The 17,333-nt window shown below is 49.4% G+C and carries 14 protein-coding genes; 2 read left to right on the forward strand and 12 right to left on the reverse strand.

Annotated features, from left to right (window positions below):
* Positions 1-61: 61 nt before the first annotated feature.
* The 6 genes from ACR8BL_RS14820 to ACR8BL_RS14845 all read right to left on the reverse strand — a co-directional run bounded on the left by ACR8BL_RS14820 (position 62) and on the right by ACR8BL_RS14845 (position 6,472).
* Positions 62-1,231: an exo-beta-N-acetylmuramidase NamZ family protein gene (locus ACR8BL_RS14820; RefSeq protein WP_434748383.1), complete on the reverse strand. Its 1,170-nt coding sequence runs from the start codon at positions 1,229-1,231 to the stop codon at positions 62-64.
* Positions 1,228-1,944 (reverse strand): hypothetical protein, encoded by a 717-nt coding sequence (locus ACR8BL_RS14825; RefSeq protein WP_434748384.1) that lies wholly within the window; start codon positions 1,942-1,944, stop codon positions 1,228-1,230. The genes ACR8BL_RS14820 and ACR8BL_RS14825 overlap by 4 nt, the downstream gene beginning before the upstream one ends.
* A gap of 78 nt (positions 1,945-2,022) precedes the next feature.
* Positions 2,023-3,132 (reverse strand): ABC transporter ATP-binding protein, encoded by a 1,110-nt coding sequence (locus tag ACR8BL_RS14830; protein ID WP_434748385.1) that lies wholly within the window; start codon positions 3,130-3,132, stop codon positions 2,023-2,025.
* A 99-nt stretch (positions 3,133-3,231) separates the two neighbouring features.
* A complete protein-coding gene (locus ACR8BL_RS14835; protein WP_434748386.1) occupies positions 3,232-4,065 on the reverse strand; it encodes a carbohydrate ABC transporter permease in 834 nt (277 codons plus the stop codon).
* A 66-nt stretch (positions 4,066-4,131) separates the two neighbouring features.
* Positions 4,132-5,052 carry a carbohydrate ABC transporter permease gene (locus tag ACR8BL_RS14840; RefSeq protein WP_434748387.1) on the reverse strand — a complete coding sequence of 307 codons (921 nt, stop codon included), beginning with the start codon at positions 5,050-5,052 and terminating at the stop codon, positions 4,132-4,134.
* A 67-nt stretch (positions 5,053-5,119) separates the two neighbouring features.
* Positions 5,120-6,472: an ABC transporter substrate-binding protein gene (locus ACR8BL_RS14845; RefSeq protein WP_434748388.1), complete on the reverse strand. Its 1,353-nt coding sequence runs from the start codon at positions 6,470-6,472 to the stop codon at positions 5,120-5,122.
* A 445-nt stretch (positions 6,473-6,917) separates the two neighbouring features.
* On the opposite strand from ACR8BL_RS14845, the gene ACR8BL_RS14850 reads away from it, so the two are divergent.
* Both ACR8BL_RS14850 and murQ read left to right on the forward strand, forming a co-directional pair.
* Entirely contained in the window at positions 6,918-7,883 is a 966-nt protein-coding gene (locus tag ACR8BL_RS14850) for a BadF/BadG/BcrA/BcrD ATPase family protein (RefSeq protein ID WP_434748389.1), read from the forward strand.
* A gap of 27 nt (positions 7,884-7,910) precedes the next feature.
* Positions 7,911-8,816, forward strand: a complete 906-nt coding sequence (murQ, locus tag ACR8BL_RS14855; protein ID WP_434748390.1) for an N-acetylmuramic acid 6-phosphate etherase — start codon at positions 7,911-7,913, stop codon at positions 8,814-8,816.
* A 309-nt stretch (positions 8,817-9,125) separates the two neighbouring features.
* On the opposite strand, the gene ACR8BL_RS14860 is transcribed toward murQ, so the two are convergent.
* The 6 genes from ACR8BL_RS14860 to ACR8BL_RS14885 form a co-directional block, all read right to left on the reverse strand.
* A complete protein-coding gene (locus ACR8BL_RS14860; RefSeq protein ID WP_434753132.1) occupies positions 9,126-9,965 on the reverse strand; it encodes a MurR/RpiR family transcriptional regulator in 840 nt (279 codons plus the stop codon).
* A 110-nt stretch (positions 9,966-10,075) separates the two neighbouring features.
* Positions 10,076-11,320: an anhydro-N-acetylmuramic acid kinase gene (locus tag ACR8BL_RS14865; protein WP_434748391.1), complete on the reverse strand. Its 1,245-nt coding sequence runs from the start codon at positions 11,318-11,320 to the stop codon at positions 10,076-10,078.
* A gap of 295 nt (positions 11,321-11,615) precedes the next feature.
* Positions 11,616-13,277, reverse strand: a complete 1,662-nt coding sequence (locus tag ACR8BL_RS14870) for an MBL fold metallo-hydrolase (RefSeq protein ID WP_434748392.1) — start codon at positions 13,275-13,277, stop codon at positions 11,616-11,618.
* Positions 13,274-14,944, reverse strand: a complete 1,671-nt coding sequence (locus ACR8BL_RS14875; protein ID WP_434748393.1) for an ABC transporter permease — start codon at positions 14,942-14,944, stop codon at positions 13,274-13,276. Before ACR8BL_RS14875 ends, ACR8BL_RS14870 begins: the two co-directional genes overlap by 4 nt.
* A gap of 92 nt (positions 14,945-15,036) precedes the next feature.
* Positions 15,037-16,113: an ABC transporter substrate-binding protein gene (locus tag ACR8BL_RS14880; protein ID WP_434748394.1), complete on the reverse strand. Its 1,077-nt coding sequence runs from the start codon at positions 16,111-16,113 to the stop codon at positions 15,037-15,039.
* 144 nt (positions 16,114-16,257) lie between these two features.
* A complete protein-coding gene (locus ACR8BL_RS14885) occupies positions 16,258-17,319 on the reverse strand; it encodes an ABC transporter ATP-binding protein (RefSeq protein ID WP_434748395.1) in 1,062 nt (353 codons plus the stop codon).
* Between the last annotated feature and the right edge of the window lie 14 nt (positions 17,320-17,333).

A 17,333-nucleotide genomic window follows, 5' to 3' on the forward strand; every position in this document is an offset into this window, starting at 1 on the left:
CCATGAACATCGATCCTTCCCCTCAAGCCGGTTCGTATTTCCCTCGAGCATACCTATTCCTCTATTCGTATATCAAAAAAGGGTTCTGTCGTTCCCGCCACATTTGCTCCTGCTCACGCCAAAGTGCCATTAGATCGGATAAGCGTTCACTGTCATCAATAACGTCACGAACCTCTGCACCCCCGGTAAGCAAATCAATAAAATATCTGGAGCCTTCACGCGGAGGTTCAAGCCACTCAAACTGTTTGGAATATCCCACTGCGATCTCATGCAAAAGCAGCAAACCCGTTTCTACCGAACGAAATTCCGTTTCATTCGTAACAAAAATTCGCACACCCCCGCACAGCTCACCTGCGTGTTTCGAAAAGGCTGGCGTCATATACACCGGGTGAAAATGAACCCCATGCAATCCATGTGCCTGCATCGCGTCTGCCAGTTGCTCGCCGTTGATCCATGGAGCACCAATCCATTCAAATGGCCTTGTTGTACCTCGGCCTTCCGATACATTGGTACCTTCGAACAGACAAATTCCCGCATATGCCCGCACAGTATCTACCGTTGGCATATTGGGCGAGGGCATCATCCAGGGTAGGCCAGTTTCTGCAAAATTCATCCCGCGCCGCCACCCTTCCATTGCAATCACTTCCAATGAACAGGGTTCGGAACACTCGGCATTGACGAGCAGGGCCAGCTCACCAATGGTCATTCCCGTACGGATGGGTGTGGTCCAGGCGCCTACGAAAGATTGATATCCCTCCTGTAGTAAACCTCCCTCGACCTCCATACCGCCAAGCGGATTAGGACGATCCAGCACCAGCAGATGTTTTCCCGCTTCGCCGCATGCCTCCATCATCTGGAATAACGTTGATGCATACGTATAATACCGCACACCCACATCCTGAATATCAAAAAGGATCATATCCACCTCGGCCAGCATGAAAGGCAGCGGCTTTTTTTGTGTACCGTACAAGCTGTATACCGGTATGCCGTAACGAGGATGCACTGAATCTGCAAAAGGGACACCTGCCTGCAGCTCTCCAGTCAATCCATGCTCACATGCGAACAGTACCGTAAGCTGGGTATCTGGAAGACCAGCACATACATCCACCGTAGACACAAATTCAGCCGTGATCCCAGTCGGATTCGTCACCAATCCCATGCGTGCACCACCAGACAACCAGGGATGAGTGCCTCCCTCAGCCAGCACATCTGCTCCCGTTTTCACTCTCATGATACATGACCTTCGCTCAGCCAGCCTGTCTGCTGATGGTCGTTCCCGCTGGACGACGAAACAGATTCCTCCTTAGGTTCAATCAGATTGAGTGTGACCTTATGCTGATAGATGGCAAACATGCCTGCAAATAAAGCACCGAACCCCACGACCGTCAGCATAAGCAGTGCCGTAAGGCACACTGCCTGGAAGCAGGCTGCCACCGTATACCCCGGATAGCGAAAAAACAGCTTCACACTCTCGCCCATTGCTTGAAAGGTGCCCAATCCCTTTTGCAAAATAAGTTGCCAGGTGTAGAACTGTGAAATCATTGCCAGAATGACAAAGAACGTCTGGAACATACCTACTGCCATTCCCACCATACTGCCACGTCCGCCATAATACCACCAGGTTGACCAGAGAACGAAAACGAGCAGTGCAAACAGCAGTCCCGTCACACCTCCTGGAAGCAGTCCCTTCAATGTACCTTCCCACAGATCAGTCAGTCCATTACGGCGCACTTTCCGCTCCAACCGATGATGTACTGCATAGCAGACACCAAACAAGATTGGCATATAGATGACGGCTAGCAGCAGCACAGCCACCGGTATGGGTGCAAACATCAAGATCGGAACGAGCAGTACGGAACTCCCTACACTGTACAACGCCACTGGAATAATATCCCGGTAGATTTCTACCCCCGACTTGACCAGCACTTCACTCAGTTTACGCATAGGTGTTCTCCCCTCTGTGATTACTACAAGCTTTTTTTCGTCAAGAGCATGATATAAGCTTCTTATCACGATGGATTCTTATTCGCGACCAATCGCTATCTCCGTCTCCGGATCAAAAAAGTGTGCTTTGCGCATATCCAGCACAAAAATTTTGTCCATGCCTACGTACGCATGTGTCTCAGGGTGCACCTTAGCCGTTACAGTTCGGCTCCCCAGATGGAAGTAGAGCAGATTCTCCGACCCGAGGTGCTCTACTACCTGAACACGTGCCTGTAATGTGTGATCCTTCGGGATGTTAAACGCGGCATCGTCGCCAAAAATATGTTCCGGGCGCAGTCCGAGAATGACTCGTTTACCCTGATATATGCTTAACCGCTGCAGCACATCATCAGGAAGCGTAAAGGAGGCACCTTCCACCTTAACTTCTGTGCCTTCAATATGAGCATCAATAAAGTTCATCGCAGGCGAGCCAATAAATCCAGCTACAAACATATTGCGCGGGCTGGCATACAGCTCCTTCGGTGAAGCAACCTGCTGAATGTCCCCATGGTTCATAACAACGATCCGTTCCCCGAGCGTCATGGCCTCCACCTGATCATGCGTAACATAAACGATGGTCGCACCTAGCCTTTTATGCAGCTCACCCAGCTCTACGCGCATCTGCACACGCAGCTTGGCATCCAGATTCGAAAGCGGCTCATCGAATAGAAACACCTGCGGATCACGCACAATCGCCCGCCCTACAGCGACACGCTGACGCTGTCCTCCAGACAATTCACGTGGCTTACGCTCCAGCATGGCTTCCAAACCCAAGATCGAAGCAGCATTTTGTACCTGCTCGTCAATATAGGACTTCGGTTTCTTGAGATTTTTCAGACCGAAGGACAGATTCTCCCGAATAGTCATGTGCGGATACAATGCATAATCCTGAAAGACCATGGCGATATCACGATCCTTGGGATGCAGATCATTCACAATCCGATCCCCGATAACGATATCCCCACTGGTTTGTTTTTCAAGCCCTGCGATCATGCGCAGTGAGGTTGTTTTACCGCAGCCCGAAGGACCGACAAACACGACAAATTCCTTATCCTCTATAACAAAGTCCGAACCGGCGACTGCCGTGAACGTTCCTTTATGGTCGTCTTTGAACTCTTTGCGCACTTGGCGAAACTCCACGCGTGCCATAGGTTGATCCCCCTTTACATTGTCACTTTCCCAGAACGGAATGCATTCAGATTTACGATCCGCAAACCCAATCTCAGAGTCCACGTTCAATCATCATATTTACCCCTTCACCGCACCAATCGTAATCCCCTGCAGGAAGTAACGCTGAAGTGAAAAGAACAGAATAATCATCGGCAATGCGCCTATTGTAGCTCCTGCCATCATGGCACCGAAGTCAGTAGATTCAGCAAAAACAAATGAAGCCAGTCCGACCTGAATCGTACGCATTTCATTGGAATTGGTGATCAGGAAAGGCCAGAAAAATTCATTCCAAGACGCGACAAAGGTGAATATTGCAAGCACCGCAATCCCCGGTTTGGCCATCGGCAGAATAACCTTCCAGAAGATACCAAACTCACTACAGGCATCGATTCGGGAAGCATGGATCAGCGATGTTGGCAAGGTGGACATAAACTGTTTCATCAGAAAGATATTGCCCACACTGACCGCTGCTGGCAGAATAATTGCCGTATACGTATCCCCGAGATCAAATACATTGACCATCAGAATGTAGAGCGGAATCAATGTTACCTGCGCAGGAATCATCATCGTCCCAAGCAACACCCAGAATACGGCCTGACTGCCCGGGAATTTTAGTTTAGCGAATGCATATCCGGCCAGCGAGGCAAAGAACACATTGGTTACCGTCAAAATAACAGAGATCAGCAGCGAGTTACAGAGCCAGCGCCATGCATCTGTTTTTGCAAAAAAACGTTCATACGGCGACATCGACAACTGCTCCGGAATCATCTGCGGTTTAAACGAAGCAGACATCGTTGTATCCTGCACGGATCCCACCAGCATCCAGTACATCGGAATGATAGTAATCAGCGCCCACCCAGCCAATAGAACAGATGCAATCACAAGTAACATCTTTTTTCGTGTTGAATTCATACGTTGCATTCACCCCCGGATGCCTAATGAAAGCCATATTTAACACGTAATACGTTTACTTCATCTTTAATACTCGATATCACTGGAGAAATATTTGAATTGAATGACGGAGATGACAATAATGATGAGCGCCAGCACAAAAGATTGCGCCGAAGCCAGTCCGAACTCGTAGAACTTGAAGGCCGTTTCATAGATCAAATACGCAATGGTTGTTGTCGCAAAGTTCGGCCCACCTTGGGTCATCAGATACACGGAGATAAATACCTGAAATGACGTAATTACACCTGTAACGAGCAGATACAGTGTGGTTGGTTTCAAAAGGGGCCACGTAATTTTGCTGAACTGTGTCCATCTACTTGCATGATCGATATCAGCAGCCTCATACAGCGACTTCGGGATGCCCCCCATAGCTGCAAGATACAGAATGATGCCCGCACCATGAGATCCAAGCCAGTTCATCAGAATGAGGGAAAAGAGCGCGGTACCCGACTGTCCAAGCCAGATCACCGGGTCAAGACCAAATAAAAGGAGGAAGCGGTTGAGCAGCCCAGATTCCGTCGGGTCAAAAATGGCGAGCCACACGATTGAAATCGTCACTCCCGATGCTACCGCAGGCAGATAAAGTGTGGCCTTGAAGAACGTCTGCCATTTGCTTTTCATCTGGAAGATGAAATACGAGAGCACAAATGTTATCAGGATGTTGACTGGTACTGTACTGACTGTGAAAATGACTGTATTTTTAATCGACTTCCAGAAGGTTTCGTCCTTCACCAGACGTTCGTAATTGTCCAGTCCCACCCACGTGGAGCTCATGATGTTGTATTTCTGAAAGCTCATAACAAGAGCTGTTAATACGGGATACAATGTAAAAATGAGAAACAGCAGGACAGGCGCCAAAATAAACAAATACGCCCACCCGTAATCTCGCCAGAACCGAACAACCCGTGAATGCCGGGGTGCAGGTTCCGGCGCAAGGGCGGTCTGCATGGCGAATCCTCCTCTCTGAATCAATCTGTTGTTGCCTGATGATGAGATGGTTTCAACTTATTGCCCATTATTGGCCAAACATCTGCTGACCTTTGCCTTTGAAGTCTTCTGCAATCTGCTCGGGTGTTTTCTCACCGGAGAACAGAGCCTGAATGTTAGGTTTCACGACCTGTTCCTTGAACTGTTTCTGCTGTGAAGCCTTGTCGATGTCCAGCTTGAGCACGACGGGCATCGCGATGTGTTTCGCCATCTCTTTAGCTGCATCCAAGTTGACCTGCTGCCCTAGCTCCTTTCCTTTGAACAGCTCAGCTTGAGACTGTCTTACAAAAGGAAGCGCCAGCTCGTTAGCTGAGTTACCTGCTTTGGCACCACTTAGTGCCTCCATCACGAGGAACGTATTTTTGGCATGCTGCTCGCCTTTGTCCTTCTTCTGTTTAAAGGCCACATATCCTTCGCCACCCATCGTTGTTGCTGCAGGCTGATTGTCATTGTGCGGCACAGGCAGCAATACAAAATCAATCTTTTCCCCCTGCACCTTCCCTGCATCAATATCTTTGTTACGGTTTTGAATCATAACATCGTAATAAGGAATTGCCTTCGAGATGATTGCCGTTTCACCCGCATAGAACATGTCTGTCCGCTTCGCCGGAGCAAGTGCTGCCGTTTCCTTCGGCATATATCCCTGATCCATCAGATTTTTAATAAAAGAGAGTGTGTCCAGAATGCGCCCATCGTTCCACTGGAATTTTCCGCTTTCGTCCAGCACATCAATCATGCCATTGTTACGGGTTAACATTTCAATAAAATCAAGAGAAGTGCCATCGGTTACCAGTGCATACTGTTTGCTTCCAGTGTCGAGTGTCTTCGTTAACTTAGCAGCCGCTTCGTTAAACTCTGACCAGGTCCAGCCGTTCTTTTGGATCGCCTGCCAGTCAATGCCGGCTTCTTCGAGAATGCGTTTGTTACCGCCCCAAGCCCACTGGAACTGGTAGAGAGGCAGTCCGTACTGTTTCCCTTGAATCTGACCAAGCTCCAGCGTACCAGGCAAATAGTCATCTTTGATCTCAGGTGTCAGGTAACTACCCAGCTCCAGAGCCAGTCCGGTATTCACATATGTACCGTCCACACTATGGAAGTACAGATCCGGCGGATTCCCCGCGTTTAATGCAACATCAAATTTCTTGGGGCCTTCAGCCCAGGAGAGCATTTCTGTTTTAACGGTGATATTCGGGTGTTCCTTATTGAAATCGGTAATCAAACCCTTCAATTCATCCTCATATGTGCCATGTACCGGGTATGTCCACACCGTTACTGTGTCATTCGCGTTGGGATCATTTGATGCTGCTCCGCCGCTGTTGCCACAGGCTGTAATCCAGACCATCATTAACACCATTGCCAAAACAAGACCCTTCCTCTTCATATCCTTCATCTCCTTTTGCATATCGTCTTCTCTCGTCCCATGCCCCTTGTCATGATTCCTTACCGATGAAGCTTTTTGATGATGCGTCTTGATGATGTTTTCTGACGATTCTTACTGACTCATTCGTAACAATGCTCCTCTGGTGCCTCCTGTTGCTCCTTGCATTCCCTTACCGTCTCCTCGCGGTTAACGTGGAACCCGGAATCTGCACCTCCTTAGAGATCGACCTGTTGAGAAAGTCTGATCATACTGAATGCAACTTCTACGTCAGTTTTATTGACACAAATCGTATTGAACCCTTCCAAAATTGCTGATTGAATTTATTATATGAGCTGTAAAATAAAAATTCAACAATAATTTTTATCATAAAATTTAATTTTACTTTTTCAAATTCACCCTCTATACTATGAAAAAAAAGAAAATAAGCCCTAACGAGGTGAGCACGTTGCGAGTATACGCAGGAATTGATGGAGGCGGTACCAAAACTGATGCAGCAATCATTTCTGAATTTGGGGACATTCTGGCAACAGCCCGTGGCGGTGCAACAAACCCACATAGTGTATCGCCTCAAGAAGCCATAATGGAGTTACTACGTATATTGGATCTTCTATTTTCATCCAATATAAATTTTTTATCTCATTGTGATAGTATCTGTCTTGGGATGTCAGGTATCGCCGAAAACCAAGAGCGGCATTGGATTGCTTCTCATGTACAGGATTATATGAAAAATAAGAAAGATACGTTGGACTCCGGTAGCAAGACATGTACTGTCTGGGTTGTTACAGAGGGAGAAATTGCACTGATGGCATCTCTCGGGCAACCGCACGGTCTGCTCGCTATTTCAGGAACTGGCTCCATCATCTATGGCATTACACCGGAAGGTGAGGTATGTCGAGCAGGCGGGTGGGGACATCTACTCGGTGATGAAGGGAGTGGATACCGAATTGGCCAGCGAACCCTGCAGACGGTTATGCAGAGCTACGATGGCGTTCTACCGCCAACCACGCTGACATCGCTTGTGCAGCAAGAACTTCAAGTGAAGCATGCGCCAGACCTGAAGCAGCTTGTCTACCAGCCCGATTGGACCAAATCGAGTACAGCATCCATAGCTCGCCTGACGATAGAGGCTGCCTCCGCAGGGGATCAGACTGCCCTTGTACTTCTTATAGAAGAGGCTTGCCAACTGGCAGAAACAGCCAAAGCACTCATCCGGCAACATGTTTCCTTTCACACTGCTCCTATGGCGCTTTCCGGGTCCATATTCCGCAACTCTTCCCAATTTCGAAATACCTTTGTGCAACAGCTTGCCGAAATATACGATTCACAGCAGATCGTCTGTCCGGAAGATACTCCTGCTCCGGCAGTGGGTGCAGCACTGCTAGCAAGAAAGAAATGCCATTTGGCAGAATGATGTTAACAAGAAAAGGAGGACTTACGGATGAATCATACACTTAACTCTTTAGTGACGGAACAGCCTAACCCGCAGACAGATCATATCGATCAGCTGCCTTCAGCGGAGATCATGGAATTAATCAATCGCGAGGATCGCCAGATCGGCGAGCTTATTCAGCCGTTGATTCCAGTCATTGCCCAAGCAGCCGACCGTATTGTAGTCAGTTTTCAATCTGGTGGCAGATTGTTCTATGTAGGTGCAGGCACGAGTGGTCGACTGGGTATTCTGGACGCATCGGAGTGCCCGCCTACTTATGGCACTCCATCTTCCATGGTACAGGGCATTATCGCTGGCGGATTTCGGGCGGTCAAAGACCCGGTGGAAGGTGCGGAAGACAGTGAGGAAGCCGGAGGCATTGACCTGCAGCAGCACGGACTCCATGCGAATGATATTATCGTTGGCATTGCAGCCAGTGGACGTACGCCGTATGTGCTCGGAGCGATGAAATACGCTCGTCAGATCGGTGCTGTAGTGATCGGTCTGAGTAACAATGCGGATACACCTATGAGCACACTATCGGATGTGAGCATTGAAGCGGTGATGGGACCGGAAGTGGTGATGGGATCAACCCGCATGAAAGCGGGTACCGCGCAGAAAATGATTCTGAACATGCTGACAACTACGGCAATGATCCGTCTGGGTAAGGTTTACCGTAATTTCATGGTAGATCTCAATCCATCGAATGAAAAGCTTGTGCATCGTGCGAAACGAATGATTCAGCTTGCCACCGGGGCGAATGAAAATGAAATCGAACATGCCTTCACCGCAGCCGATGGACATGTCAAAACAGCCATCGTCATGTTAATGGCTGATGTTGACGCAACTGAAGCCGCGCGCAGACTGGAGCATGCAGACGGTTTTGTTCGCCATGCCATTAACAGCTCAGGTTAATCGAGACGGGTACCACCACATCTGCCACCTGCTACCTGCCTTCTACCTGATGGAGCATCAATAAAGAACGAGAGCTTGTGATTCGAGAAGCAGGATCAACAAGTCACATGATAGTTATAGGCGTGCTTTCTGGGCGCCGATATAGGGTTATAACATGAGAGAAGCCGTGCCGACAGGCGGGGATTTCTCTTGTTTTATTTTTCCCATCGTACACTTGTACTTCTCATCAAAAAAATCCCTGATGCATGTGACTGCAAGGGATTTCCTTATGATTTATGCTGCTGTTATCCATCCATTCTAGCTCAGCACTCACTTGTGCTCCAGGATGGCCTGTCTGCTCTTCTCCAGATACTGCACCGACTGATGATAATCCCGACTGGCAATAGCCAGATACAAAATATCAATGACGTTAAGCTGTGCAATCCGTGAAGATGTTGCTCCGCTACGAATATCACTCTCTGTCGACGTAATCATGAGAGGAACATCCGCGAGACTGCTGAGCGTATTGCTACCCCACTTGGTAATGCTGATTGTCCCTGCACCGCCTTCACGGGCATGCTTCAAGCAGGAGATCACATTGGAGGTCTCGCCTGAATACGAGATGCAGACTACGACATCATCTTCGCGCAGTGTCGTTGCAGAAGAAATCTGCATATGTGGATCGGCGAACGAAAAGCTGGTACGGTTGATCCGCATAAACTTGTAATGAGCATCCAGTGCAATCAGGTTGGACGCCCCCACACCGTAGAAAAAAATGCGATTTGCCTCATTTAACATATTAACCGCCTGCTCTACAAGCCTTGGGTCCAAAATATGAACCGTGTCCTTGATCGATTGAATATTGTTTGTAGATACATGCTGGATAATACTCTCCATCGAATCCTGAGGTCGAATCTCCGTATATTGATACTGCTCATCGGTCTGTAAATCCCCGGCAATTTTGAGTTTCAGCTCCTGAAACCCTGTTACACCAAGTGATTTACACAAGCGGATAATAGCAGCAGGGCTGCCCCCGCTTCGTTCGGACAGCTGTGCAACGGACGACTGCACCGTCTCTTGGGGATGTTCCAGAATGTAAACTCCAATCTTTCGTTCTGACGGAGTCAGATCATCCAGCAATGCACGTAAACGTATAAGCCCACCTTTCATGCCTTCCATCCGCTCCTCCTTTCCGTACTGTCATCTTGTACAAGCATTTTATCCTATAATAATTGTCGCGTCTAATTAGAAATACAACGGATATGGCCATAGGATAGCCACTAAAGGGTCAGATGTCCCGAGACTACCGCACGCTTCGCCCCTGTAACACCAGGAAGGGTATTCGTCCTGCCCATCAAGGCCTCATGCCCAAGCAGTGCAAATCCCATCGCTTCTCTGGCATCATCTGGAATACCATAATCTGCTGTACGCTCCAAGCGTATGGATTCAGGCAGTCTTTGGCGAATCATCTTCATTAGTGTGTCATTAGAAGTACCACCGCCACAGGTAAGCATTGCAGAGATCGACATCTTGGGCAGTACAAGATCCTCCACGGCACGTACAATCGTTTCTGCTGTAAACCAGGTTGCTGTAGCCAGCATATCTTCCAGCGATAAGGAACGCGCTACTCCATATTCCATCAGTCGCTTCGTATAATCTGCACCATAGACTTCACGTCCTGTGCTCTTAGGGGGTTGTCGGCGGAAATATTCGTCCTTGAGGCAAAACTCCGCCAGTTCCGGATGCACGGTTCCCTTGGCTGCCATGCTTCCATTGGGATCATAGTGTTGTCGTCCTTCCGTAGCATATCGAACCAGCGCATCCATCACCATATTCCCCGGGCCTGTGTCAAAAGCTGAAACCTCTGCCTCAGATGTTCCTGCCGGAAGAACCGTCACATTGCCGATCCCCCCGATATTCTGTACCAGACGTCCCTCTGCAGCACTGCGGAACATCAACGCATCCGCATAGGGGGTCAGTGGTGCTCCTTCCCCGCCTGCCGCCATATCCCGGGCACGTAGATTGCCGATAACCGGCAGTCCGGTTCGCTCACTCACTACAGCACATTCGCCAATCTGCAGTGTGGAGCTTACACTCAGATTGCCCTTACCAAACGGGCTTGGAAAAGCAGAAGGTACAGGGGCATGCCAGATCGTCTGCCCATGCATACTGATCACATCCACCTGCCCGGTTGAGACACCAGCTGAACCCAGCAGTTCCTGTACACTATGTGCGTACCATTCCGATACACCAAAATGTGCTGTTGTCAGCTCATCTACTCGTGCCGTATCCGGGGAACACAGCCGAATTAGAGCCTCTCTAAGCTCATTCGTATACGGAGTACAGATGAAATCAACCAGTTCCAGGTGCTGTATCGTTCCGTGCTCATCTGTCTGTATATGCACTAGTGCTGCATCCGTTCCATCCAGCGAGGTTCCGGACATCAATCCAATCACAAGATGCTCCCGCTTGGAACGATACTTTTCCCACATGGGATAACTGCCAGTACACCTGTGTGTATCCATACGTTTGCCAACCTCCTCTAAACCGGGTACTTATGATCCCAACCAGTCCTGTACATATTTAAATCAGTATATGGCATAAAATTTCACCAGTCAATTATATTATGAAATTTAATTACACTCCTTGAGCAGCTCGCTATCTCAAACGAACCCTGGTAATGCCCTGCATCTCTCAGCCTCACATAATCAAGCACGTTAGAGCCGAGAATAACATCAAGATACTATGACAGAAAAGCAAAAAAGACGCATTAAGCGCCTTGATTATTCTTTTTTAAACCAATAGCTTCAAATCCATTCTTCAAAAGAATAACCCATCCCCTGGGGACAGCAGATCAATATCTGTTCCAGGTCGAACGTGTCCACCAAGTAAACCTTGTCTCAGCCGTTCCGTCTCTGCCAAATCCGTATGCACGAGCACGTTGTGCCGGGCATGAACCCCGTTCAACATCTGCTCCACATCAGCCCAGCCTTGATGAACCTTGTAACGAACCTTCTCCACCTTGCATACGCCGTACTTCTCCGGGTCTTCGAGCAATTGATGTGCAAATGTACCTGCAGCCGTATGTCCAGTAAGCAAAATTAAATTCTCAGCTTCAAGCGCCCACATCTCGTAATACCAGCGTGCTAGTGAAGACTGCATCATGCCATCCGGAATGAACCAGAGCGAAGCTTTGTGTTCTTCCAGCAGCCTTGTCCGCCCTTCCACCGTACTGACTCTATTCCATCCTTCTCCATTCAGGAATCTTGCAATCCTGGCCGCAGGCATATCTCCGGTGATCTCCCCTTCCCGCTCTCTAAGCCAGAAAGATGCACGATGCAATTGCTTCATACCATCCACAAGCTTCTGTTCCACAATCAGCGGTACATCTGAAAAACGTTGCTGTGCCCACAAAATCAGTTCCTGTCCCCTACCAACCGCAGGCATCGGTAAGAGCACCTTGCCACCATGAGGAAGTGCCTTCCTAATAGCACTTTCCAGCTGCAGCATTTTCTCTGCCTGTGTGTCACGGTCTGTTCCATAAGCAGCGTCAACAATGGCTAGATCCAGCTTAACGAGGATATCCTTATCTTTATCTTTATTCCTTCCCTTATGTGTATCCCTATACTTGTCCCTTTCTATTTCCATTTCAATTTCTTTATGCTTGTACTTACTCTCACTGCCATCCTGTTCCTGTGCCGTTTCCAAACGCCCATTACTGTATCTGTCCTCACCCTGCTCCATCAACTGCATTCCTGCTTGGAGTGGTGCAAGCCCAACGACTTGTGTGCTTCCCGCAATGGACACCTTATTAGGTAAAGGCATTCCTCGACCTTGCGTTCCATTCCCAGTCCTGGTTCCGCCAATAACAGATGCAACAGACGTTAACTCCCCCCATCTCTGCCTCCTAAGATCGGCCTGTCTGAATCCGTCAGCCACATCGTCTGCCTGCAACAGCATAGACTCCGAGGTGTAATCGCCCGAGTACAGTATTCGCTTGCCTTCCATCTCCAGCCCGAACCAGACTGATCCAGCCAAATGTCCACTGCGTCCCCAAATGATCGACACACCGGGCAGCAATTCGAACCAGCATTCACGCTCGGCCTCATCCTCCAAAAATCGGTAGCGAACGCGCTGCTCATCGACTTCATCATATGGCAGGGGTTGACCTAAACGTTCCATATTCGCACGCCACGCTCGAAAATATGTTGTAAGCTGCTCTTTGGTCTCGCGTGTTGTCCATACTTCACCCGTATACCCCAGCTTATAGAGCAGCGGGATCGCAACCGAATGATCTTCATGCGCATGGGACAACAGCACCGCATCCAATTGTGGCACAACCTCCGGTTCGATGAGTGGATATTCGCCGTTGCCCTCTTTTTTCACACCACAATCCAACAGCAGTCGATAACGGCTCCCCCTAAGCAAATAGGCGGAACGTCCGTGCTCGCCCGCACCGCCCCATACGTTCAGTTTGATCATGAAGCATTCCACTTTCTCTTTGAATTCAGCATCTCAATCCCCAGCAGCATCAGCACCGTCATGCCGACGGTTACCACAGCCATTGCCATACCAAGTGATACCTGACCCTGTTCAAACTGGGCAAAAATATACGTCGCCGACGTCTGCATCGACGGCGGAAGAATAAGCAGCGAGCCGACCAATTCCCTCGTTGCGATCGTAAAGGTCATCATCCAGCCGGCCAGCATGCCCGGCAGGATCAACGGAACAAGGATGCGCCGCAAAATGTACAGCGGCTTGCCGCCAAACACCTGACCCGCCTGAAACAACGTGCCGTCAATCTGGGTAAAGCTTGATTTTACATATTGCACCGTGTATGGCAGGAACAGCACAACATAGGTGAGCACCACCATACCGTATGTGTTGTACAACGTCACAGGCATCCACGGGGAGTTCCAGAACAGAATCAGACCAACCACCATAACAATGCCTGGCACAGTGTTGGGCAACAAACTAAACAGGTCGATGACCCGCTGCATGAACGAAGACGACTTGCCAATCGCCAGCGCGAACCCCGTGCCAATGATCACAGCCACCGTGGAGGCCGCCAACGATAATCCCAGACTGTTACCGATTGCTTTCATGCTCACCGAACCCCAGGATAAAAGCTCCCGGTAGTGCTCCAATGTCAGATTATCCAGAGCCAACCCTGCTCCACGCAGCTTCATCGTGGAAGCTGCAATGATCGAGAAGTACGGAATGCCAATCGACAGAATTAGAAGAATGGCCAGATATGCGCCGCACAACCATCCAGCCCAGCCGCGCAGGGAGTAGCGCTTCGAGCGCTGCCCTTTGCCACCCACGAGACGATACGTGAATTTCCGGCTGATCGCCGACTGCATATACCACATTACCAGACAGACGGACAGTAGCACGGACGCCAGCGAAGTCGCCTTCCCAAAATCAATCGGCCAACTGGAGATGTATTTGTGAATTTCAGAGGTCATGACATAATAACCAATCTTGCGGCCAAAGGTCGCTGGTGTGCCGAATTCCGCAATCGTTTTAACAAAAACAAGCATGATCCCCATCCCGTAAGACGATAGCAGCAAGGGTAAAATAATACGTCTGAATCGGTATCCTGCACGCGCACCGTGCACGGCTCCCGCTTCTTCCAAATTGCCGCCGATGCGAATCAATGCATCCCGCAGCAACAAATAGAGGAAGGGGAACAGGTGCAGACTCATGATCATCACCATGCCCCAAAAGCTGAAGAACAGCTCACTCCAGTTCGTGGATGAGGGCACCCATTGCTGGAGGTATCCCCCTTTTTGCATAAACAGAATCCAGCCCATGGAGCAGATATACGGCGGGGTCATGAACGGAATCATCAGAATGACATCCACCCAGCGATGTTCTCCCATCCGGGTTTTGGCCATCATCCAGGCGAGTGGCAGAGCGAGCAGGGTCGTAACCGCCACCACGCAGATACCCAGCCATACGGAATTCAGCAACACGCCGGATAGATGATGCCCGGTAATCGTACGAATCGGGGCCATCCAGTCCCACTGCCCGTTCGGGTACACACTTTGCCAGAAGATCAGCAGAAGCGGCATCCCAATGCTAATCGTCAGCAGAAAGAGGGCCAGCACTACGCCCACTCTCCGAAATATACGGTTGTTATCCATTACAACAGGTTTCACCACGCTCACCTCACATGATTTTCCACGTCAAGACAGCAGAATCTCCTGTTGCCTACCGTTTCTGTATTTGTGTTCACTTATTTAAAGGTTTCGGAGAAACGGGCTGCGGTCTCAGCACCGTGCTCGCTCATCCAGGTCCAATCCACTTTCAATTGTGGGATATCCTTTACATTGGCACGATTCGTTGCTTCAATATCCTCGCGACCTGGAATCAGGTATGCTTTTGTAACCAGCTTCTGTGCCTCATCCGACAACAGGTAATCAATAAAGGCTTTGGCATTTTCCACATTAGGACTGGATTTCAGAATGGCTGCCGGTCTCGGGCTAATCACTGTACCTTCTTCAGGATAAACGATATCCAGTGGTTCACCTTTGGCTTTGGCGGAATAGGCCATGTAGTCCACACCTGCTGCCACAATGCTTTTTGCGCCCGTAATGACTGGATCAAGTGCTTCCTGATTCGCTCCTGCCATCGCTACACCATTCGCTTTATAGGCGTTCAGCAGATCCCATCCCTTTTCACCATTGGCACTCAGGTAACCCGTGATGAAATCAAGTGCGGAGCCGGACAATGTTGGATCAGGAATGTTCACGGCATCTTTCCATGCCGGTGTTGCCAGGTCAGCCCAGCTCTTCGGCGGTGTAGTCACCAGTTTGCTGTTATACACGATACCCAGTGCCGATGCACTGCTGCTAAAATAGTTCCCTTCTGCATCCGACCAATCCTTGTTCAGCTTGTCCGCATTAGCCGCTTCCGGGTAAGGCAGGGTGAGTCCATCTGCTTTCAACGCTTGTGCCGAAGGCAAGGATGCCAGAATAACCACATCTGCAACCGGATTTGCTTTCTCTGCCTCCATACGAGCCAGAATTTTGCCTGTCGTGCCTTGGAACATCTCTACTTCAATACCTGTCTTGGCTGTAAATCCATTTACGATATTGTCTGCCAGCTTCTGCGGTCCTGCGCTGTACAATACTAATTTACCGCCTGCGGCTTTGGTCGGTGCTTCCGCTGCAGCTGCTGCATTTCCTTCCCCTGCGGGCTGTGCTGCGTTTCCAGTTGTTGTGTTCCCCGTGCTGCATCCAAATAAACTCAGACTCATCACTGCTGTTAATAAAAGCGTTGCACTCTTTTTACGTGTTGTCATACCGAACATGTCTACGCCATCTCCCTTAGATTCGTATTAGAAAAGTCGCTAATGTCTGTTCTATTTTCTACATCTTCTGTTCCATTTTCTTATCACTTATATCTGCACATAAACAGTACTACTTAGCACTTTAGTTCGCTTTGGCGATACCCTTTAGTTGGCGGCGGCGATGATTTCTCGTTGTTGTTTCTCTCCCGACTTTGGATTCACTTGGTGTGTATCCAGCACAGAATTACTTTCCCGCTGCCGATCAAACATCCGGCAGATGCGTTCCGGCGATACATAGAGCTGCACTCTCTCGCCAACGCGTACTCTTTGGTTCGTATACACCGTCCACACACTCAGCCCTTCCATCTGCACACGTACCTCGTAGCGTTCTCCCACATAACTAACGCTGAGGATCATTCCGGGGTATCCCAGATCATCCTGACCTGTTTTGTTCCAGGTGACATGTTCCGGGCGAACCATGGATTCATTCGGCGTAAGCCAGTTCGACTTTCCGATAAACGACGCGACATAAGGATCGCTTGGCGCGGAGTAGATCGTTTCCGGGGTCCCTTTTTGCAAAATGCGCCCCTTCTGCATCACCACAATCTCATCCGACATCGACATGGCCTCAATCTGATCATGCGTCACATACAAGGCAGTCAGTCCCATATCTCGCACCAGTGACATCATCTCAATTCGCATCTCTTCCCGAAGCACTGCATCCAGTGCACTGAGTGGCTCATCAAACAGAATGACACCCGGCTTCACAGCTACCGCTCTAGCAAAAGCAACCCGCTGCTGCTGTCCACCCGACAGCTGATGAGGATAACGATCCTCCATGCCTTGCAGGCGAACCATGCCAAGTGCTTCGTTCACCTTTTGTCGCAGATCAGACTTCTGTTTCCCGGCTTTCAGACCAAATGCAACATTTTCATATACCGTCATATGCGGCCATAATGCAAAATCCTGAAACACCATGCCCAAATTGCGCTTGTGTGTCGGTGTATCGATCCGCTTTGCCGCCGAGTAAATATACTCACCATCTGCACGAATCTCCCCCGCATCCGGCTGTTCCAGCCCGGCGATCATGCGGAGTAAAGTCGTTTTGCCACAGCCCGAAGGGCCAAGCAAAGTAGTGAATTTCCCGTGTTCAAGCGTCAGATCGGTGGGCAATAGTGCAGGCGTTTGATGAAATGATTTTTGAATTCCTGTTAACTCCAGTTTCATAAGCACCCCTGCCT

Origin of the sequence: Paenibacillus amylolyticus, from assembly GCF_051136285.1 — a bacterium.
Taxonomy (GTDB): domain Bacteria; phylum Bacillota; class Bacilli; order Paenibacillales; family Paenibacillaceae; genus Paenibacillus; species Paenibacillus amylolyticus_F.